This window comes from Paracoccus ferrooxidans (genome assembly GCF_029909815.1).
Classification (GTDB): domain Bacteria; phylum Pseudomonadota; class Alphaproteobacteria; order Rhodobacterales; family Rhodobacteraceae; genus Paracoccus; species Paracoccus versutus.
On record NZ_CP038201.1, the window covers coordinates 489,399 to 508,479 of the forward strand.

17 protein-coding genes are annotated in these 19,081 nt (G+C 70.6%); 6 read left to right on the forward strand and 11 right to left on the reverse strand.

Going from position 1 to position 19,081, the window contains the following annotated elements; genetic code table 11:
• Positions 1–2: 2 nt before the first annotated feature.
• Both phnL and phnN read left to right on the forward strand, forming a co-directional pair.
• A complete protein-coding gene (gene phnL, locus E3U26_RS15490) occupies positions 3–686 on the forward strand; it encodes a phosphonate C-P lyase system protein PhnL (protein ID WP_499105907.1) in 684 nt (227 codons plus the stop codon).
• Positions 683–1,216 (forward strand): ribose 1,5-bisphosphate phosphokinase PhnN, encoded by a 534-nt coding sequence (gene phnN / locus E3U26_RS15495; RefSeq protein ID WP_499105908.1) that lies wholly within the window; start codon positions 683–685, stop codon positions 1,214–1,216. The genes phnL and phnN overlap by 4 nt, the downstream gene beginning before the upstream one ends.
• On the opposite strand, the gene E3U26_RS15500 is transcribed toward phnN, so the two are convergent.
• Positions 1,198–1,878, reverse strand: a complete 681-nt coding sequence (locus tag E3U26_RS15500; protein WP_499105909.1) for a DUF1045 domain-containing protein — start codon at positions 1,876–1,878, stop codon at positions 1,198–1,200. The genes phnN and E3U26_RS15500 overlap by 19 nt on opposite strands.
• 95 nt (positions 1,879–1,973) lie before the next feature.
• On the opposite strand from E3U26_RS15500, the gene E3U26_RS15505 reads away from it, so the two are divergent.
• Complete coding sequence (locus tag E3U26_RS15505; RefSeq protein WP_499105911.1) at positions 1,974–3,116, forward strand: alpha-D-ribose 1-methylphosphonate 5-triphosphate diphosphatase; 1,143 nt, start codon at positions 1,974–1,976, stop codon at positions 3,114–3,116.
• Positions 3,117–3,170: 54 nt separating this feature from the next.
• Here the strand turns inward: E3U26_RS15505 and E3U26_RS15510 are convergent, their stop codons facing one another.
• Genes E3U26_RS15510 through E3U26_RS15530 form a run of 5 tightly spaced genes read right to left on the reverse strand, consistent with a single transcriptional unit; the run spans position 3,171 to position 8,738 of the window.
• Positions 3,171–4,130, reverse strand: coding sequence for an ABC transporter substrate-binding protein (locus E3U26_RS15510; RefSeq protein WP_072462644.1), 960 nt, complete (start codon positions 4,128–4,130; stop codon positions 3,171–3,173).
• An 18-nt stretch (positions 4,131–4,148) separates the two neighbouring features.
• Complete coding sequence (locus tag E3U26_RS15515; RefSeq protein WP_214274671.1) at positions 4,149–5,117, reverse strand: ABC transporter permease; 969 nt, start codon at positions 5,115–5,117, stop codon at positions 4,149–4,151.
• Positions 5,114–6,598 carry a sugar ABC transporter ATP-binding protein gene (locus E3U26_RS15520; RefSeq protein WP_499105912.1) on the reverse strand — a complete coding sequence of 495 codons (1,485 nt, stop codon included), beginning with the start codon at positions 6,596–6,598 and terminating at the stop codon, positions 5,114–5,116. The genes E3U26_RS15515 and E3U26_RS15520 overlap by 4 nt, the downstream gene beginning before the upstream one ends.
• A complete protein-coding gene (locus E3U26_RS15525; protein WP_499105913.1) occupies positions 6,595–7,689 on the reverse strand; it encodes a Gfo/Idh/MocA family protein in 1,095 nt (364 codons plus the stop codon). The genes E3U26_RS15520 and E3U26_RS15525 overlap by 4 nt, the downstream gene beginning before the upstream one ends.
• A complete protein-coding gene (locus E3U26_RS15530) occupies positions 7,686–8,738 on the reverse strand; it encodes a sugar phosphate isomerase/epimerase family protein (protein ID WP_499105914.1) in 1,053 nt (350 codons plus the stop codon). Before E3U26_RS15530 ends, E3U26_RS15525 begins: the two co-directional genes overlap by 4 nt.
• A 96-nt stretch (positions 8,739–8,834) precedes the next feature.
• Between E3U26_RS15530 and E3U26_RS15535 the strand changes: the two genes are divergently transcribed.
• A complete protein-coding gene (locus E3U26_RS15535) occupies positions 8,835–9,845 on the forward strand; it encodes a LacI family DNA-binding transcriptional regulator (protein WP_499105915.1) in 1,011 nt (336 codons plus the stop codon).
• 50 nt (positions 9,846–9,895) lie between these two features.
• Here the strand turns inward: E3U26_RS15535 and E3U26_RS15540 are convergent, their stop codons facing one another.
• Positions 9,896–11,263 carry a dicarboxylate/amino acid:cation symporter gene (locus E3U26_RS15540; RefSeq protein WP_072462650.1) on the reverse strand — a complete coding sequence of 456 codons (1,368 nt, stop codon included), beginning with the start codon at positions 11,261–11,263 and terminating at the stop codon, positions 9,896–9,898.
• Between the two features lie 206 nt (positions 11,264–11,469).
• Between E3U26_RS15540 and E3U26_RS15545 the strand changes: the two genes are divergently transcribed.
• Together E3U26_RS15545 and E3U26_RS15550 are read left to right on the forward strand one after the other, a co-directional pair.
• Positions 11,470–13,179, forward strand: coding sequence for a sensor histidine kinase (locus tag E3U26_RS15545; RefSeq protein ID WP_499105916.1), 1,710 nt, complete (start codon positions 11,470–11,472; stop codon positions 13,177–13,179).
• A complete protein-coding gene (locus E3U26_RS15550; RefSeq protein WP_499105917.1) occupies positions 13,176–14,507 on the forward strand; it encodes a sigma-54-dependent transcriptional regulator in 1,332 nt (443 codons plus the stop codon). Before E3U26_RS15545 ends, E3U26_RS15550 begins: the two co-directional genes overlap by 4 nt.
• On the opposite strand, the gene E3U26_RS15555 is transcribed toward E3U26_RS15550, so the two are convergent.
• The 4 genes from E3U26_RS15555 to E3U26_RS15570 all read right to left on the reverse strand — a co-directional run bounded on the left by E3U26_RS15555 (position 14,504) and on the right by E3U26_RS15570 (position 19,080).
• Positions 14,504–15,520 carry a nucleotidyltransferase family protein gene (locus E3U26_RS15555; RefSeq protein ID WP_499105918.1) on the reverse strand — a complete coding sequence of 339 codons (1,017 nt, stop codon included), beginning with the start codon at positions 15,518–15,520 and terminating at the stop codon, positions 14,504–14,506. The genes E3U26_RS15550 and E3U26_RS15555 overlap by 4 nt on opposite strands.
• Before the next feature lie 112 nt (positions 15,521–15,632).
• Complete coding sequence (locus E3U26_RS15560; RefSeq protein WP_499105919.1) at positions 15,633–16,319, reverse strand: adenosylcobinamide amidohydrolase; 687 nt, start codon at positions 16,317–16,319, stop codon at positions 15,633–15,635.
• Between the two features lie 64 nt (positions 16,320–16,383).
• Positions 16,384–17,772, reverse strand: coding sequence for a dihydrolipoyl dehydrogenase (gene lpdA / locus E3U26_RS15565; protein WP_036755268.1), 1,389 nt, complete (start codon positions 17,770–17,772; stop codon positions 16,384–16,386).
• Positions 17,773–17,775: 3 nt separating this feature from the next.
• On the reverse strand, positions 17,776–19,080 hold the full coding sequence (locus tag E3U26_RS15570; RefSeq protein WP_214274679.1) for a dihydrolipoamide acetyltransferase family protein: 1,305 nt from the start codon (positions 19,078–19,080) through the stop codon (positions 17,776–17,778).
• Position 19,081: the final 1 nt, after the last annotated feature.

Here is a 19,081-nt window from a genome sequence, read left to right on the forward strand (position 1 = left end):
CCATGATCGAGATCCGGAACCTTTCGAAGAGCTTTACCCTGCACAACCAGGGTGGGGTGGCGATCCCGGTGATGGCGGGCGCGCATCTGCGCGTGGGCCCAGGCGAATGCGTCGGGCTGGTCGGCCGCTCGGGCGCCGGGAAATCGACGCTGATGCGCATGGTCTATGGCAACTACCTGGCCGGGGGCGGGTCGATCCGCATCGGCGGGGTCGACGTGGTCACGGCCGAGCCGCGCCAGATCCTGGCGCTGCGCCGCGCGGTCCTGGGCCATGTCAGCCAGTTCCTGCGCGTCGTGCCGCGCGTGCCCACGCTGGAGGTGGTGGCCGAGCCGCTGCTGCGGCTGGGCGTCGCCCCCGAGGCGGCGCGGGCGCGGGCCGCCGATCTGCTGTGGCGGCTGAACATCCCCGAGCGGCTGTGGCGGCTGTCGCCCACCACCTTCTCGGGCGGCGAGCAGCAGCGCGTGAACATCGCCCGCGGCTTTGCCCATGACTATCCGGCCCTGCTGCTGGACGAGCCGACCGCCAGCCTGGATATGCAGAACCGCGAGGTGGTGCTGTGCCTGATCGAAGAGGCCAAGGCCCGCGGCGCGGCGATCCTGGGCATCTTCCACGACGAGAGCGCGCGGGACCGGGTCTGCGACCGGCTGGTCGACGTGACCGGCTTCACGCCGGGGCTGGCGGCATGAGCCGGCGGCTGGTCGCCGTGGTCGGCCCCTCGGGCGCGGGCAAGGACACGCTGATGGCGCTGGCCTGTGCCGCGCGGCCCGACATCCGCGCCGCCCGCCGCGTCGTCACCCGCCCGGCCGAGGCCGGCGGCGAGGATTTCGAGGGCGTGACCGAGGCCGAGTTCGCCGCCCGCCGGCAGGCCGGCGCATTCGCCCTGCATTGGCGCGCGCATGGGCTGGGCTACGGCATCCCGGCCGAAGCCTTGGCCGGGCAGGGCACGCTGCTCATCAACGCCAGCCGCGCCGTGCTGGCCGAGGCGCAGGCGCGGTTCCCCGACCTGACGGTGCTGCTGGTGACGGCACCGCCCGAGGTGCTGGCGCAGCGGCTGGCCGGGCGCGGGCGCGAAAGCGGCGCGGACCAGGCGGCGCGGCTGGCGCGGGCGGGCTTTCCGCTGCCGCCGGGCATCGTACCGCGGGTGGTGGTGAACGACGGCACGCCCGAACAGGGGCTCGCGCGCTTTCTGGCCGCGCTTCAGCCGGAAAGGGTATAGCGATGCAGCAGGCGAAAGCGCCCGTCCTCGGCCTCGCCGAACAGGCACAGGTCGGCGATGCGAAAGGGCCGGGGCAGGACCGGGGCGAAATGCGCATCCAGGATCTGCGCCGCCTGGGTGGCCAGCGGTTCCTCCAGCCGGTCGGTCAGGGTCAGGTGGAAACGGAATTCCTCCATGACATAGGGATAGCCCCAAAGCCGCAGCAATTCGCGCTGGCGCGGGGTCAGGCGATCGGGGCGGCGACGGGCGATCTCGGCCTCGGTCAGGGGCGCGCGCAGGCCGTCGAGCGCCGCCACCACCGTCGCGGCCAGGGCTTGCAGCGGTGCCGCGTCGCCCTCGGGCACCAGCGCCAGGAAACCGCCCAGGCTGGCCAGCCGCAGGCCGGGCAGGGTGACGGGCGAAAGCCGCCGGGCCAGCCCCGCCATGGCACGGTGCAATTCATCGGCATCCCGGCCCTCGGCCAGCCGGAAGGGCGGCTTCAGCGTGCCATGAAAGCCGTATTTGCGCGGATCGCGGGTGATCTCGGCGGCCGGCAGGCCCAGGTCGGGCGGGTCCAGCGGCTGGCCCGCGGCGGCATCCCAGCCCAGCCAGGCGCTGGCGCGGCTGGCGAATGCGCCCTCGGGCGGGGCGTAATAGACGGCGTAACGCTTCATCATGTCCATGCGCAGGCTCTTATCGCTGGCGTGTCACAGGCTTGTGACACGGCGCTGGCATTCAGCCCGTCCATGGACCCGGACGCAAGACAGGACGACAGAAGATGACCGAGACGATCCTTGCAAACGCCACGCTTGTCCTGCCCCGCGAGGTGATCCGCGGCGCGCTGCGCATGGCCGATGGCCGCATCAGCGCCATCGACCATGGCGCGACCGTGCCCCAGGGCGCGGTGGATTGCGGCGGCGATCTGGTGATGCCGGGGCTGATCGAGCTGCATACCGACAATCTGGAGCGCCACATCCAGCCCCGCCCCCGCGTGCATTGGCCGCATCAGGCGGCGATCCTGGCCCATGACGGCGAACTGGCCAGCGTGGGCATCACCACGGTCTTCGACGCGCTGCGCGTGGGGTCGGTCGTGTCGGACGGCAAGGCGAATTACGGCGAATATGCCCGCGCCCTGGCCGACGAGATCCTGGAGCTGCGGTCCATGGGCGCGCTGAAGATCAGCCATTACCTGCACCTGCGGGCCGAGGTCTGTTCCGAAACCCTGGTGGCCGAGATGGCCAAGTTCGGTCCCCAGGACCGCATCGGCATCGTCAGCCTGATGGACCACACGCCCGGAGAGCGGCAGTTCCGCGACATCTCCAAGCTCAAGGATTACGTCTGCGGCAAGCACGGCCTGTCGGACGAGGGCTTTGCCGACCATGTCGCCAGCCAGCGCGCCCTGCGCGAACGGCTGGGCGCGCTGCACGAGGAAACGGCGGTGGCCGAGGCGCGGCGCTATGGCGCGGTGCTGGCCAGCCATGACGACACCACGGCGGCGCAGGTCGCGGTCTCGGCCGGGCATGGCGCGCATTTCGCCGAGTTCCCGACCACGGCCGAGGCCGCGCGCGCCTGCCGCGACCACGGCATCCGGGTGATGATGGGGGCGCCGAACCTGATCCGCGGCGGCAGCCATTCGGGCAATGTCGCGGCGGCGAACCTGGCCGAGGCGGGGCTTCTGGACATCCTGTCCTCGGACTACGTGCCCTCGTCGCTGCTGTCGGCGGCGCTGCTGCTGGGCGATCTGTGGGGGGACATGGCGCGCGGCATCGCCACCGTGACCCAGAGCCCGGCCCAGGCGACCGGGCTGGCCGACCGCGGCCGGCTGGCCCCCGGCACGCGGGCCGACGTGATCCGCGTCGCCCGCATCGGCCGCGGCGCCGCTCTGCGCGGCGCCTGGGTGCAGGGGGCCCGCGTGGCCTGATCGCATCGCCGGACGCAGCCCCGCCGAGGCAAGGGGGCTGCGCGGCTGGCCCGTTCAGAACGGGCTGTCGGGATAATAGAACTGCTCGGCGTTCTCGGGCGTGATCAACTGGCTGCCGATGATGAAGCGCCCGGTCATCGGCGCGTTCGACACGAAGTTCAGCGCCGTCATCTCGATGGCCGAGGAAATCAGCGCCGGCGGATAGGTCACGTTCACCGGCAGCTGCTTGTCGCCCTCCATGATGCGCTTGACGATCTCCTTCATGCCGGCGCCGCCGATCACCCACATCTCGTCCTGGCGGTTCGCGGCCGAGATCGCCTCGAGCACGCCGATGGCCATGTCGTCGTCGGCGGCCCAGACCGCGTCGATCTGCGGGTATTTCGCCAGGTAGTCCTGCATCACCGCAAAGGCGTCGTCGCGGTTCCAGTTGCCGTGCTGCATGTCCAGGATCTCGACCTCGGAGCCCTCCAGCGCGGCACGGAAGGCATCGACGCGCTCGTTGTCCAGCGTGGTCGGGATGCCGCGCAGCACCACGATCTTGGCGCCGGGCTCAAGGTTTCCCTTGAAATATTCCCCCGCCACGCGGCCGAAGGCGGTGTTGTCGCCGGCCACGTAAAGATCCTCGATCCCTTCCTGGCTCAGCCCGCGGTCCACCACGGTCACGAACTTGCCCGCATCCTTGACCGCCTTGACCGGGGCGGTCAGCGGCTCGGATTCGAAGGGCAGCACCACCAGCGCGTCGATGTTGCGCGTGGCCATCATGTCCTCGATGTCGTTGACCTGCTTGGCCGGATCGCCGGCGGTGGACAGCACGAATTCAAGGTTGGGATAGGTCGCGCCCAGCCGCTTGATCGTGTCCTGCGCGTGCCAGTTCAGCCCGCCCATGAACCCATGCGTGGCCGACGGGATCGACACGCCGATGATCTTCTTCTCGGCCTCCTGCGCGACGGCGGGGGCGGCGATCCCCATCGCGGCCATCAGCGCGGCGGCTTTCATCAGGCTTCTGCGTTTCATCTGTTGCTTCCTCCCCAGTCACCGCTCCTCGGCGGTGCGTTTCTCCCGCTGCAAGACGACAGCAAGAACGATGATGACCCCCTGGATCGCCCCGTTCAGATAGGGGCTGACCAGGTCGGCCAGATTCAGGATGTTGTCGATCAGCGACAGGATCAGCACGCCGACCACCGTGCCCCAGACCCGGCCGCGCCCGCCTTTCAGCGCGGTGCCGCCGATGATGACCGCGGCGATGGCCTCAAGCTCCCACAGAACCCCAGTCGAGCCCGAGGCCGAGCCGAGGCGCGGCACGTAAAGCACCACCGCCAGCCCGACCAGCACGCCCAGCAGCACATAGGTCAGAAGCCGCATCCGGTTCACGTCGATGGCCGAATAGCGCGCGACGCGGTCGTTCGAGCCGATGGCCTCGACATGCCGGCCAAAGCGGGAATGGCGCATGGTCCATTCGCCCAGGACCGCGACGATGGCAAAGACGATGATCGGCCAGGTGATCCAGCCGATGCCGCCGTAATAGACCGGCCGGTAGAGCGTGCGCAACCCGTAGTCGAGGCTCAGCGTGCCGCCGTCGGCCAGCCATGTCACCAGCGAGCGGAAGATGCCCATGGTGCCCAGCGTGACGATGAAGGGCTCGATCCGCGCCTTGGTGACAAGCGCGCCGTTCAGGTAGCCCGCGGCGATGCCACCCAGGACCGCGACGCCCATGCCCAGCAGGATCGTGCCCCAGTTGCTGCCCAGGCCGGGCAGGGCGGCGTTCATGGCGATGATGGCGATCCCGGCCAGAAAGGCGGCCATGGACCCCACAGACAGGTCCAGCCCGCCCGCGGTGATGACGAAGGTCATGCCGACCGCGATCAGCCCGATGAAGGCCGAGCGCGCCAGCACGTTGGTGATGTTCGCCGGCGCCAGGAAGGCGCTGTTCAGCGCCGCGCCCAGGATCACCAGGGCGACCAGGGCGACAAGCGGGCCAAGGGTATGCAGGTCGAGTTTCATGCGGCTTCTCCGGTCACGCCCATGGCCAGGCGGACGATGCGGTCTTCGGTCATGTCCTCGCCGTCGAGTTCGCCGGCCAGCCGCCCCTCGCGCATGACCAGCACGCGGTCGGCAAGGCCGATCACCTCGGTCATCTCGCTGCTGATGACGATCAGGCTGCGGCCCTCGGCGGCGAGCTTGCGGATGAAGGCATAGATCTGGCGCTTGGTGCCCACGTCGATGCCGCGCGTCGGCTCATCGATAAGAATGATTCGAGGATCTGGAAGCATAACCTTGGCCAGCAACAGTTTTTGCTGGTTTCCGCCGGAAAGTTTGCCGGCCGGCATGTCGCGGCGCGGGGCGCGGATGTCGAATTCGCGCGTGGCGCTGTCCAGCGCGGCGTCCTCGGCCCTGGTGTCCAGACGCCAGGTGCCGAAGCGCTCCAGCGTGGCCAGCGTCAGGTTCTCGCGCAGCCCCTTGTCGAGCAGCAGGCCGGCTTCCTTGCGGTCCTCGGTCAGATAGGCGAGGCCGGCGGCAAAGGCGTCGCGCAGGCTGCGGATGGCGACCGGCCGGCCCTCGACCCGGATTTCGCCCTGCGAGGGGCGCAGGCCGACCAGCCCCTCGGCCAGTTCGGTGCGCCCCGAGCCGACGAGGCCGGCGATGCCCAGCACCTCGCCGCGCCGCAGGGTAAAGCTGACGTCGCGGACCCGGCCGGGCACCGAAAGGCCCCGCACCTCCAGCGCAGGCGCGTCGCCCGGCTGGCCCTTGGGCGGGTAGAAATCCTGCAACTCGCGCCCGACCATGGCGGTGGCCATGCCGTCCTCGGTCAGTTCGCCGCGCAGCGCCTGGCGCACCACGCGGCCGTCGCGCAGCACGGTGATGCGGTCGGCCAGATGCGCCACCTCGTCCAGCCGGTGCGAGCAGTAAAGGATCGCCACCCCCTCGGCCCGAAGCCGGTCGATCTGCTGGTAAAGCGAGCCGACCTCGCGATGGGTCAGCACGGCACTGGGTTCGTCCATGATCAGCACGCGGGCCTTGCGCGACAGGGCCTTGGCGATCTCGACCATCTGGCGGTCGGGCACGGACAGGTCGCGGATGCGCGCATCGGGGTCGATGCGGGTGTCCAACCGCTTGAGCAGCGCGGCGGTGGCGTCCCGCATGGCGGCATGGTCCAGCCGCCAGCCGCCGGGTTCGCGCCCCAGGAACACGTTCGCCGCCACGGTCAGGTCGGGGGCAAGGTTGAACTCCTGGTGGATGACGACGATGCCCTGCGCTTCGGCCTCGGGGCCGCTGGCGAAGCGGACCGGCTGGCCGTCCAGCAGCACCTGACCCGAGGTCGGGTCCAGGAAACCGCCCAGGATCTTCATGATGGTGGATTTGCCGGCGCCGTTCTCGCCGATCAGGGCATGAACCTCGCCGGGCTCCAGCGCCAGGTCGACGCCGTGCAGGACCTCGATCGGGCCGAAGCGTTTCGAGACGTTGTCGAGCGCCAGAACGGTCATGGCCCGACCTCGACCCATGCGCCGCCCCGTGCCGAGGACGCCTGCGCGGCGGCGATGAAACCCATGCCCGACAGCCCGGCATCCAGCCCCGGCACGCGGTCTGCAAGGCTGGAATCGCCTTGAATGATCGAAGCTATATCACGGTATAAATTGGCGAAACCTTCCAGGTAGCCCTCGGGGTGGCCGGGCGGCGTGCGATATGAGGCGCTGCGGTCCTGCGCCCGCGTCAGGACGCGGGCCGGGCCGTCCTTGGGCGACAGGATCAGCCGCTCGGGGTCGGGCAGGCGCCATTCCAGCGCCGCCTTGGTGCCAAAGACCCGCAGCGACAGCCCGTTTTCCTGGCCGACGGCGACCTGGCTGACCCAGATGCCGCCCCGCGCGCCCGAGCCGTAGCGCAGCGCGATGCGGGCATCGTCGTCAACCGCGCGGCCCGGCACCATGCTGGAGAGTTCCGCCGACAGGGACGCGGGCGTCTGGCCGGTGACGAATTGCGCCAGTTGCCAGGCATGGGTGCCGATGTCGCCGATGGCGCCGGCCCCGGCGCGGGCGGGATCGGTGCGCCATTCGGCCTGCTTGCCCTTGGCCGGGTCGGCCAGCCAGCCTTGCAGGTATTCGGCCTGCACCAACCGGATGTCGCCCAACGCGCCCTCGGCCACCAGCGCGCGAGCCTCGCGCACCATCGGCATGGCGCAGTAGTTGTGGGTCAGGAAGAACCGCGCACCGCTGGCCCGCGCGGCCTCGGCGATCTCGTGCGCCTGTTCGGGCGTCGCCGCCAGTGGCTTGTCGCAGATCACATGGATGCCGGCGCGCAGGAAGGCCGCGGCGGGGGCGGCGTGCAGGTGGTTCGGGGTGACGATGCTGACCGCCTCGATCCCGTCCTCGCGCGCCGCCTCGGCCCGCGCCATCTCGGCGAAATCGCCATAGCTGCGGATGCCCAGCTCGGCCGCGCTGGCCGCCGCGCGGGCAGGGTCCGAGGACAGCGCGCCCGCGACCAGCGCGAAGCGCCCGTCCATGCGCGCGGCGATGCGGTGGATCGCACCGATAAAGGCGCCGCTGCCACCGCCGACCATGCCCAGGCGAACCGGATTCATAGCCCCAGCGCCCTGTCGATGGTCGCGCGGTCCACGCGGCTGGCGGCGAAATCGTCGAAGGCATGGGGTGTCACGCGGATGACATGGTCGCGCACGAAACGCGCGCCTTCCCGTGCCCCGTCCTCGGGGTGTTTCAGCGCGCATTCCCATTCGACCACCGCCCAGCCGTCGAAACCGTATTGCGTCAGCTTGGAAAACACGCTGCGGAAATCGACCTGCCCGTCGCCGGGGCTGCGGAAGCGGCCAGCGCGATCCGCCCAGGGCTGATAGCCGCCATAGACACCCTGCCGGCCGGTCGGGCGGAACTCGGCATCCTTGACGTGGAACATGCGGATGCGGTCGTGATAGATGTCGATATTTTGCAGATAATCAAGCTGTTGCAGGACATAATGCGAGGGATCGTAAAGCATGTTCGCCCGCGCGTGGCCGCCGACCCGGTCCAGGAACATCTCGAAGGTCGCGCCGTCATGCAGATCCTCGCCCGGATGGATCTCATAGCAAAGGTCGATGCCGTGATCCTCGGCCAGGTCCAGCAGCGGGCGCCAGCGCGCGGCCAGCGTGTCGAACGCCGCCTCGACAAGCCCCGGCGCGCGCTGCGGCCAGGGGTAGAGGTAGGGCCAGGCCAGGGCGCCCGAGAACGTCGCCATCCGGTCCAGGCCCAGCAGCCGGCTAACCCGGATGGCGCGGGCGACCTGATCGACCGCCCATTCCTGCCGCGCGCGGGGATTGCCGCGCAAGGCCGGCGGCGCGAAGGCGTCGAAACCGGCGTCATAGGCCGGATGCACGGCGACGAGCTGGCCTTGCAGATGCGTCGAAAGCTCGGTCACTTCGACGCCGTTCTGCCGGGCGATGCCCAGGAATTCGTCGCGGTAGTCCTGCGACTCCCCGGCCCGCGCCAGGTCCAGCACGCGCGGGTCGCTGGTCGGCACCTGCACGCCCAGATAGCCGCAATCGGCCGCCCAGCGGGTGATGCCGTCCCAGCTGTCGAAAGGCGCCGTATTGCCGATGAACTGCGCCAGAAACAGCGCCGGTCCCTTGATGGTCCGCATGATCCCCTCTCTCCCCAAGGGTCAGGCTGCACCGCTCTGCAATCGATTGCAAACATTTTCTTGCACCGCATCGCGCCGGGCGCGTAACCTTTGGCGATGGAAAGCCAGATCCCGCCCGGACGGGCCAGATTGTCGGATGTCGCAAGGCGCGCGGGCGTGTCGGCCTCGACCGTCAGCCGGGTGCTGTCCAATCCGGCGGTGGTGGCCAAGGCCACGCGCGAGGCGGTGATGCAGGCCGTGGCCGAGACCGGCTATCGCATGAACCACGCCGCGCGGAACCTGCGCAAGCAGCGGACCGGCTGCGTGGTGGCGCTGGTGCCGAACCTGGGCAATCCCTTCTTTGCCAAGATCCTGGACGGGATGGGGCGCGAACTGGCCGCTGCCGGCTATGACCTGCTGGTCGCCGACACGCTGGAGGACAGCGGCCGCCACACCCGGCTGGACCGTTTCCTGGACCCCTCGCGCGCGGACGGGATCATCCTGCTGGACGGGCTGGCGCCCTTTGGCGACCTGGCGGGGCGGGCGGACCTGCCGCCGGTCGTCACCGCCTGCGAATGGATCGAGGGCGCGGACCTGCCCCGCGTGATGCTGGACAATCGCGAGGGCGGGCGGCTGGCCGTGGCGCATCTGCGCGCGCTTGGCCACGCCCATATCGGCGTGATCGGCGGCCCGCCCGGCAACGTGCTGCACAAGGCGCGCCGGCAAGGCGCGCATGAGGCCGCGGGCGGGGCGCGGATCACCGAGTTTCCCGGCGACTTCACCATGCAATCCGGGCAGCAGGCGGCGCTGGCCTGGCAGGCGCTGGCACCGGCCGACCGGCCGACCGGGATCTTTGCCTTTTCCGACGAGATGGCCTGCGCCTTCATGTCCGGGCTTCAGCGCGCCGGGCATCATGTGCCGCGCGACCTGTCCATCGTCGGCTTCGACGACATCGAGCTGGTCTCGCACCTGTCGCCGGCGCTGACCACCATCCGCCAGCCCAAGCGCGAGATCGGCCGCAAGGCGGCGCGGATCATCCTGGACCGCATCGCCGGGCGCGAGATCCCGGCCGTGACCCTGCTGGCGCCGCGGCTGATGCTGCGCGAGACGACGGCGCCGCCGCCCTGAACGGAAAAAGGCGCCCGCGGCGGGGCGCCCCTTGTTGCAGTCGCGGCGGGTCAGTCGGCGCTGGCCTCGTTCAGGCGCAGCCCGGCAGGGGCGCCGTGCAGGTCGTGGATCGGGGCGACCTGGCCCCCCGCCTCGCCGGCCAGCACGCGGTCGAACTGTTCGCGGTCCAGCGCGCCTTCCCAGCGGCTGACGACCACGGTGGCCACCGCATTGCCGATGAAATTGGTGATCGAGCGGCATTCCGACATGAAGCGGTCCACGCCCAGGATCAGCGCCATGCCGGCGACCGGCACGGTCGGCACCACCGACAGCGTGGCGGCCAGGGTGATGAAGCCCGCCCCGGTGACGCCCGCCGCGCCCTTCGACGACAGCATGGCGACCAGCAGCAGCAGGATCTGCTGTTGCAGCGTCAGGTCGGTATTCGTCGCCTGGGCGATGAACAGCGCCGCCAGCGTCATGTAGATGTTGGTGCCGTCCAGGTTGAAGCTGTAGCCGGTGGGCACGACCAGCCCGACGACGGAGCGCTTGCAGCCGGCCTTCTCCATCTTCTCCATCAGCGAGGGCAGCGCCGATTCCGAGGAGGAGGTGCCCAGCACCAGCAGGATCTCGGCCTTGAGATAGGAGATCAGCCGGAAGATGGAAAAGCCGTTGAGCATGCAGACCGTGCCCAGGATCACGACGACGAACAGCGCCGAGGTCAGGTAGAAGGTGCCGACCAGCGTCGCCAGGTTCACCACCGAGGCGATGCCGTATTTGCCGATGGTAAAGGCGAAGGCCCCGAAGGCACCAATGGGCGCGGCCTTCATCAGGATGTCGACCATGCGGAAGACGGCGTGGCTGATCGCCTCGAACAGCGCCACGACCGGCTTGCCCTTGTCGCCGATCAGGATCAGGCCGATGCCGAACAGGATGGCGATGAACAGGACCTGCAGGATGTTGCCCTCGACGAAGGCCGAGGTCATCGTGGACGGGATGATGTCCATGACAAAGCCGGTCAGCGAGGAGTCATGCGCCTTGGCGGCATAGTCCGCGACCTTGCTGGCATCCAGCGTCGCCGGGTCGATGTTCATGCCGGCGCCGGGGCGGATGACGTTGGCGGTGATCAGCCCGACGATCAGCGCCAGGGTCGAGAAGGTCAGGAAATAGCCGAAGGCCTTGCCGACGACCGAGCCCACGCCCTTCAGCGTGCCCATGCCGGCAAGGCCGGTGACGATGGTCAGGAAGATGACCGGGGCGATGATCATCTTGACCAGCTTGATGAAGGCGTCGCCCAGGGGCTTCAGCGCTTCGCCCGTTTCGGGATAGAAATGCCCGATCAGCGCGCCGGCGGCGATGGCGCACAGAACCTGGAAATAGAGATGTCTGTAAAAGGGCCGCGGTGCGTGAGCGACCGGCGCGGCCGTGGTGTCGATGTGCATGGGGCCTCCTCCAACCTGCGTATGACGGTGATGTGACCGCCATGATAAATTCGCGGGCCCTGGCGCCAAAAAACCGGGCGCATGACAGCAATGCGTTGTAATCATGGCTTTTTGTCGCCAGCGGCCGGGCAAATCCGTGTGGTTTTCCACACAGGGCGGATCTGCTAGTGTGGAAACCCGCACAACATCCGTCCGCCAGGGGAAGCATGGCCGCCACAACCGATTCGCAAGGCGCAAGGCCCGGCCCGATGCTGTGGCGGCTGCTGGTCGCGGCGACCGTGGCGCTGGCCATGCTGGCGGCCTTGGCGCTGGCCTTTCGGCTGGCCCATGGCAATGCCGCCCGCGCCCTGACCGAGCGGCTGGAGATCAGCGCGCAAAGCCGGGTGCAGACGCTGGAAAGCGTGCTGGCCAAGCAGCGCGCCGTGGCCACGGTCCTGTCCGACGATGCCGCCGTGCTGCAGGCACTGGCCGAGCCGTCGCCGGCCAATGTCTCGCGCGTGTCGCAAAAGCTGGAACGGTTGCAGGAGCAGACCAGCAGCGCGGTGATCTATCTGCTCGATCGCGACGGCGTCGCCATCGCCGCCTCGAACTGGCACGATCCCGACAGTTTCGTCGGCTCGGACTACAGCTTTCGCAGCTATTTCAGCGAGGCGCTGCTTCGCGGCGAGGCGACGCAATTCGCGCTTGGCACCGTCAGCCGGCGGCCGGGGCTCTACCTGTCCCACGACGTGCCGCAGATGGGCGAGCCCCTGGGCGTCATCGTGGTGAAGGTGGAATTCGACGCGATGGAGCAGGGCTGGGCACAGGCGGCCGAGACCACGCTGGTCACGGACGCGGCCGGGCAGGTGATCCTGTCCAGCGCGCCGCAGTTGCGCTTTGCGCCGCTGCCGCCGATCCCGGCCGGGCAGGTCTCGGCCCGGCGCGCGGTGCCGGGCGCGGGCTGGGTGCTGTGGGTCCGGGCGCCCTCGGCCGAGGCGGTGCGGGCGGCGCTGCTGGCGGCGGGCACCGTCGGCTTCCTGTTCACGCTGCTGCTGGCCGGCGGGGTTTCCGCCGCACGCGCCCGCACCCGCGCCGCCCGCCGCGCCGAGGCCGAGCGCCGCTATCGCGCCGACCTGGAACGCGCGGTCGAGGAACGCACCCGCGACCTGACCGCCGAGATGCGCGAACGCCGCGCGGCCGAACAGCGGCTGGCGCAGTTGCAGGGCGAGATGGTGCAGGCCAACAAGCTGGCGACGCTGGGCCAGATCACCGCCGGCGTCGCGCATGAGGTGAACACGCCGCTGGCCACCATCCGCCTTTTGGCCGAGAACGGCCGGCAGATGCTGCCGCCGGACGCGCCCGACCTGGCCCCCGACCTGGCCGCCGACCTGGATCGCAACCTGTCGCAGATCTCGCGCATGACCGACCGCATCGCCCAGATCACCACCGAGCTGCGCGGCTTTGCCCGCAAGGCCACGGGCGAGCTGGGTCCGGTTGCGCTCAAGGATGCGCTGGATGCGGCGCTGCTGCTGACCGCCAGCCGGCGGCGGGCGCAGGACATCCGCCTGGTCCTGCCCCAGATCCCGCCCGGTCTGCGGGTCATGGCCGAGACCGTGCGGCTGGAACAGGTGCTGGTCAACCTGATCCAGAACGCGCAAGAGGCGCTGGAGGGCCGGCCCGACCCGGAGATCCGCATCGCGCTGCAGGACGACGGGCCGGTGCTGCGGCTCAGCATCTCGGACAACGGGCCGGGGCTGTCGCCGCAGATCGCCGCCCAGCTTTTCACCCCCTTCGCCACCAGCAAGCCCGAGGGGCTGGGCCTGGGCCTGGTGATCTCGCAAGAGATCGCGCGGGATTTCGGCGGCAGCCTCACGGCCGGGCCGCAGCGCGAAGGGCAGGGTGCCATCTTCCACCTCAACCTGCCGAAAGCCGCATGACCGACGCGCCCCTTGTCCGCCTTGTCGATGACGACCCCGACCTGCTCGAGGCGCAGCTGCAGGCGCTGCACCTGGCGGGTTTTCGCGCCGAAGCCTTCACCGATGCGGCCGAGGCGCTGGCCGGCCTTGGCCCCGACTGGCCCGGCGTGGTGCTGTCGGACGTGCGCATGCCCGGCATGGACGGGTTCCAGCTGTTCCAGCGCATCCATGCGCTCGATCCCGACCTGCCGGTGATCCTGCTGACCGGGCACGGCGACGTGCCGATGGCGGTCGCGGCGCTGAAGCAGGGGGTCTACGATTTCCTGACCAAGCCGGTCGGTGGCGGCACGCTGGCGGCGGCGCTGGCGCGGGCGGCCTCCAGCCGGGCCCTGGTGCTGGAAAACCGCGCCCTGCGCCGCCGGCAACAGGACAGCGCCGCGCGCGAAACCCGGCTGATCGGGCAAAGCCCGGTCATGCAGCACCTGCGCGAGACCGTGGCGCGGCTGGCCGAGGCGGGGGGCGACGTGCTGGTCCTGGGCCCCGGCGGCTCGGGCAAGGAGACCGTGGCCCGCGCCATCCACCGCCAGAGCCCGCGCCTCGCCCGCGCCTTCGTTCCTGTCGCCTGCGCCGCGCTGGACGAGCCGCGCTTCGAGGCCGAGATGCTGGGCGCCGAGCCGCAGGGCCGCGGCCCGCGCGCGCCGGGCCGGCTCGAGGCCGCCCATCGCGGCACGCTCTACCTCGACGAGATCGACGCGCTCGCGCCCACGCTGCAGGCCCGCCTGCTGGCGCTGATCGAGGCGCGCGAGATCCAGCCCCCCGGCAGCGCCGCGCCGCGCCCGCTGGACCTGCGCGTCATCGCCTCCAGCCGCGCCGACCTGGAACGGCTGATGCGCGAGGGGCGCTTTCGCAGCGACCTTTACTATCGGCTGTCGGGCGCCGTCCTGACCCTGCCGCCGCTGGCCGAGCGGCGCGAGGACATCCCCGAATTGTTCCGGCATTTCCTGCTCGCGGCGGCGGCGCGGCTGGACCTGCCGGTGGCGCCGGTCACCGGCGCGGTCAAGGCCCGGCTGGCCGGCCATGGCTGGCCCGGCAACCTGCGCGAATTGCGGCAATTCGCCGAAAGCCATGCGCTGGGGCTGACCCCCTTCGATCCGCCGGCCGAAGGCGGCGAGGCGCCGGGCCTGTCGGAGCTGATCGCGGAATACGAGGCCGAACTGATCCGCGAGGCGCTGCGGCTCGCGCAAGGAAACGCCACCCAGGCGATGGCGCGGCTGCGCCTGCCGCGCAAGACCTTCTACGACAAGCTGGCGCGCCACGGCATCAAGCCCGCCGATTTCCGCCCCGGCTAAAGCGCCGCCAGCCGCTTGCGCAGATCCGGCATCCGCGCCAGCGTCGCGGCCAGCCGCCCGCGCCAGGACGGGCCCTGCGCCATCGCCGTCTCATAGGCGTCGCGCAGCTCGTCGGGGCGCTCTTCGGCCAGCACCTCGATCAGGAACTCGGCCTGCGCCCGGTCCTTGCGCGCCTTCAGCGTATCGGGCCCGTCGCGCCGCCGGTCGGCGACGATCAGCTTGTGGATGGCATAGCGTTCGGGGCGCGGCACCTGGATCAGGAAGCCGGCGCGGTAAAGCAGCGGCACCCGGATCGGCTGGGCGATCAGGAAGTTCAGGTAATGCAGGCTCTGCGCCGAGACGCCAAGCGCCGGCAGGTCGCGCAACCCCTCGGTGCCGTCGAAACAGGGGGTCAGGAACTCGACCAGCGTCTGCTGCTCGCCCTGGCGCCAGCGCCAGACCCGCTGTCCCTCGACCGAGGGCAGGGGGGCAAAGCGCAACTCGCGAAACACCTCGGCCAGCGGCTCGATCACCTGGTCGCCCAGCACCAGGGACAGCCGCTCGAAACTGGCGATGTCGATGTCGTCGGTCATCGCCGCCTGGTCGAAGCCGATGCGCACGCCCAGCTCGCCCTCGTAGCAGCGGAAGGCCTGGGTGCCGACCAGCGTGCCGCCCAGGCGGAACACCCCCGCCCGCGCCATGGCCGAGATCACCTGCCCCGAGCCGCGGTCGGTCATCAGGCAACCCTCGGCCCGCAGGATGCGCATCAGCCGCGAGCGTTCGCGCTGGCTCTGCTTCTCGGCCTCGCGCAGGGCCTCCAGCCGGTCCAGGCGCGCGCGCAGCTCCTCGCCATCCTCGCCGATATAGCGGTCCAGGGTGCGGTCGCCGATGCGGAAATGGTCATACCAATAGGCCCTTTGCCCGACCTTCTTCAGCCGCGGCACGCCGCGCAGCTCGCTGACCGCCGCATCCTTCAGATGCCGCAGCAGATCGGTCCAGGCCACCACCGCCACCGGCGAAAGATGCTGCGCCACGAGACTACCCCACAATTTCTTCCTTGTGGGGCAAGGATAATCGCCCCGCACCTACCCCACAAGAAAAAATTCGTGGGGTAAGGTCGCCCCATCTTCTTCGTTCTTCAAATACTCATGCTCCCGTGCAACTCGGCGCTGCGCGGGCCGGCTCTCTGCCATGCTCGGCAACCCAGGCCAGGGCGCCTGCCAGCACCGCGTCATGGACTGCGGCGCCGATCGCCTCGCCCAGGGCGGTGTGCAGCCCGGCAAAGGCGGTGCCGCCCGCATCGCAGGCCACGGCGATGCAATCGGTGCCGGTGCCGGTGGCGCGCCCGGTCGGCAGCTCGATCCCGGCAGCGATGACGGCGGCGGTGCGGGCCTGGGCCACGATGCTCAGCGCCTCGATCATGGCGGCATCGGTCAGCCCGTCCTCGACCAGCAGGGCGATGTTGATCGTGCCATAGCTGCCGGACGGAACCATGCGGCGTCGCCCGACCCGCTCGGCATTGCCCAGGCCGACGGTGGCCAGGCAGGCCACCGGCCCGGCCTGGGCCAGCCGGTGATGGTGCAACCCGCGCGAGGTCATCATGCCCACGTCGCCGGCATGGCCGATCCGCGCCATCTCGGCCCCCAGCCAGCCCATGGCGTCCAGGTCCGGGGTCAGGTCGGCATCGCGGACCTGGCGGATCAGGATATGCCGCGCGCTGCGAAAGCCGGGGCGATGCGGGGCAAAGGACAGCACGCGCCGCACCCGCCCCAGATCCGCCACCAGCCAGGGCGGGGCCAGCCTGACCCGCAAATCCGTCCCTGCCACAGCCATCCCCCGCCCCTTGCCCCGCGCGGGCCGGGTTTGCGCCATCGCGGGGCGGCGATCAATGCCCCTTTCAGATATGCAGCGCGTGGCCAAGCGCGCGCAGGCAGGCTTCGTGCAGCGCCTCGCCGCGGGTCGGGTGGGCGTGGATGGTGCCGGCGATGTCCTCCAGCCGCGCGCCCATCTCCAGCGCCAGGGCAAAGCCGCCGGCCATCTCGGCCACGCCGGCGCCGACCGCCTGGATGCCCAGCACCTCATGCGTGTCGGGGCGGGCGGTGACGCGGACGAAGCCCGCCTCGTCGCCCGCCGTCATCGCCCGGCCGTTGGCGGCAAAGGGGAACAGGCCGGTCACGACCTCGCGCCCCTCGGCCGCGGCCTCCTCGGGGGAGATGCCGACGCTGACGATCTCGGGGTCGGTAAAGCAGACCGCCGGGATCGCCCGCTTGTCCCAGGCGCGGCGCTGGCCGGCGACCAGCTCGGCCACCATCTCGCCCTGGGCCATGGCGCGATGGGCCAGCATCGGCTCGCCGGTCACGTCGCCGATGGCCAGCACGCCGGTCATCGAGGTGCGGCAGCGCTCGTCGATGCGGATGAAGGGGCCGGCCATCTCCAGCCGCAGCCCCGCCACTCCTGCGGCGGTCGCGCGCGGGCGGCGACCCACCGTCACCAGCACCTTGTCGGCCTGGATGTCCTCGGCCCCGTCCACGCCGGCGACGCGCAGCGCGCCGCTGTCCGACAGCCCGCCGGCCCGCGCCCCGGTCAGCAGCCGGATGCCCAGCTGGGTCAGGCGCTGCGCCACCGGGCGGGTCAGTTCGGCATCGTATTGCGGCAGGATGCGCGGCGCGGCCTCGACCACAGTCACCTCGGCGCCCAGCTTGGCATAGGCGATGCCCAGCTCCAGCCCGATATAGCCGCCTCCGACCACGGCCAGCCGCCCCGGCACCTCGGTCAGCGCCAGCGCGTCGGTCGAGGAGATGACCTTGCCGCCAAAGGGCAGGGCGGGCAGCTCAATCGGTTCCGAGCCGGTGGCGATCACCAGAACCTCGGTGCGGATCTGCACCGGGCCCTCGGGCGTCTCGACCAGCACGGTCTTGCCGTCGCGAATGTTGGCCCGGCCCGTCACCAGCCGCACCCTGGCCTTGCGCAGCAGCGTGGCGACGCCGCCGGTCAGCCGCTCGACGATGCCGTTCTTCCAGGCCATGGTCGCGCCCAGGTCCAGCCGCGCCGGACCGGCCGAGATCCCCATCGAAGGGGTCGAGGAAAGCTGTTCAAGCCGATGAAATTCCTCGGCCGCGTGGATCAGCGCCTTCGAGGGGATGCAGCCCACGTTCAGGCAGGTTCCCCCCGGCGGCTCGGCATCGACCACGACCGTGTCGACGCCCAGCTGCCCGGCTCGGATGGCGCAGACATAGCCGCCGGGGCCGGCGCCGATCACCAGCAGCCTGCATTGGATCTCGCGCATCGCTCAGCCCTCCACGAAGATCAGCGCCGGGGTTTCCAGCAGCTCTTTCAGCCGCGCCACGAAGACGGCGGCATCCCAGCCGTCGATCACCCGGTGGTCGAAGCTGCACGACAGGTTCATCATCTTGCGCGGCTCGAAGGCGGCGCCGTTCCAGAACGGCCGCACCGCCAGGCGGTTGACGCCGACGATGGCGACCTCGGGCACGTTCAGGATCGGGGTCGAGGCGATGGCGCCCAGGGGCCCCAGCGAGGTGATGGTGATGGTCGAGCCGGCAAGCTCGTCGCGCTTTGCCGTGCCCTCCTTGGCGGCCGTGCCCAGCCGCGCGATCTCGGCGGCGGTGGCGCGCAGGTCCAGCGCCTCGGCATGGCGGACCACCGGCACCATCAGGCCATGGGGCGTCTGCGCCGCGATGCCCAGATGCACCCCGCCGAAGCGGCGGATCAGCCCGGCCTGGGCATCGTAATGCGCGTTCAGCAGCGGCTGTTCATGCACGGCGCGCACGATGGCGCGGGCGATGAAGGGCAGCAGCGTCAGCCGCGTCCCCTTGCCTTGCGCATTCATCCGGCCGCGCAGATCCTCCAGCGCGGTGGCGTCCACCTCTTCGACGATGGTGATCTGGGGGATGCTGTTTGCGGCCTCCATCCGCTCGGCGATCTTGCGGCGCAGCCCGATGACGCGGATCTCCTCGACCGCGCTGTCGGGTTGCGGGCCCGAGGGCGCCGGGATGCCGCCCGAGGCGATGAAGGCGTCCAGGTCCTCGTGCCCGATCCGGCCGGCCGGACCCGAGCCGCGCACCAGCCGCAGGTCAACGCCCGCCTCGCGCGCCCGTGCCCGCACGGCGGGCGAGGCGATGGGCCTTTCGCCCTCGGGGCGCAAGGGCGCAGCCGCGAGGGTTTTCGCCGCCGGTTTCGGGGTCGGCGGCTCCGCCTCGGGCTCGGGTTCGGACTTGGGCGGCGCCTCGGCCTTGGGCTCTGCGGGTTCGGGATCGGGGGGCGCGGTCTCGGCCTGCCGCGACGACCCCTCGGCCGGCGCTGCGGCGCCCGCCTCGGCCGCGACATTGCCGGGGCCGTCCACCTCCAGCCGGATCAGCTCGGCGCCGACGGCGATCACGTCGCCGGGCTGGCCCGCCTGCCAGACCACCGTGCCGGTGACGGGCGAGGGGATTTCCACCGTCGCCTTGTCGGTCATGACCGCGACCATCGGGTCGTCCTCGCGCAGGACATCGCCGGGCTTGACCAGCCATTCGGAGATCTCGGCCTCGGCGATGCCTTCGCCGATGTCCGGCATGCGGATTGCGTGAATACCCATC

Bases quoted from the DNA above. Each gene is read 5' to 3' on its own strand.
- phnL (WP_499105907.1), top strand. From the start codon at position 3: ATGATCGAGATCCGGAACCTTTCGAAGAGCTTTACCCTGCACAACCAG.
- phnN (WP_499105908.1), top strand. From the start codon at position 683: ATGAGCCGGCGGCTGGTCGCCGTGGTCGGCCCCTCGGGCGCGGGCAAG.
- E3U26_RS15500 (WP_499105909.1), bottom strand. From the start codon at position 1,878: ATGGACATGATGAAGCGTTACGCCGTCTATTACGCCCCGCCCGAGGGC.
- E3U26_RS15505 (WP_499105911.1), top strand. From the start codon at position 1,974: ATGACCGAGACGATCCTTGCAAACGCCACGCTTGTCCTGCCCCGCGAG.
- E3U26_RS15510 (WP_072462644.1), bottom strand. From the start codon at position 4,130: ATGAAACGCAGAAGCCTGATGAAAGCCGCCGCGCTGATGGCCGCGATG.
- E3U26_RS15515 (WP_214274671.1), bottom strand. From the start codon at position 5,117: ATGAAACTCGACCTGCATACCCTTGGCCCGCTTGTCGCCCTGGTCGCC.
- E3U26_RS15520 (WP_499105912.1), bottom strand. From the start codon at position 6,598: ATGACCGTTCTGGCGCTCGACAACGTCTCGAAACGCTTCGGCCCGATC.
- E3U26_RS15525 (WP_499105913.1), bottom strand. From the start codon at position 7,689: ATGAATCCGGTTCGCCTGGGCATGGTCGGCGGTGGCAGCGGCGCCTTT.
- E3U26_RS15530 (WP_499105914.1), bottom strand. From the start codon at position 8,738: ATGCGGACCATCAAGGGACCGGCGCTGTTTCTGGCGCAGTTCATCGGC.
- E3U26_RS15535 (WP_499105915.1), top strand. From the start codon at position 8,835: ATGGAAAGCCAGATCCCGCCCGGACGGGCCAGATTGTCGGATGTCGCA.
- E3U26_RS15540 (WP_072462650.1), bottom strand. From the start codon at position 11,263: ATGCACATCGACACCACGGCCGCGCCGGTCGCTCACGCACCGCGGCCC.
- E3U26_RS15545 (WP_499105916.1), top strand. From the start codon at position 11,470: ATGGCCGCCACAACCGATTCGCAAGGCGCAAGGCCCGGCCCGATGCTG.
- E3U26_RS15550 (WP_499105917.1), top strand. From the start codon at position 13,176: ATGACCGACGCGCCCCTTGTCCGCCTTGTCGATGACGACCCCGACCTG.
- E3U26_RS15560 (WP_499105919.1), bottom strand. From the start codon at position 16,319: ATGGCTGTGGCAGGGACGGATTTGCGGGTCAGGCTGGCCCCGCCCTGG.
- lpdA (WP_036755268.1), bottom strand. From the start codon at position 17,772: ATGCGCGAGATCCAATGCAGGCTGCTGGTGATCGGCGCCGGCCCCGGC.
- E3U26_RS15570 (WP_214274679.1), bottom strand. From the start codon at position 19,080: ATGGGTATTCACGCAATCCGCATGCCGGACATCGGCGAAGGCATCGCC.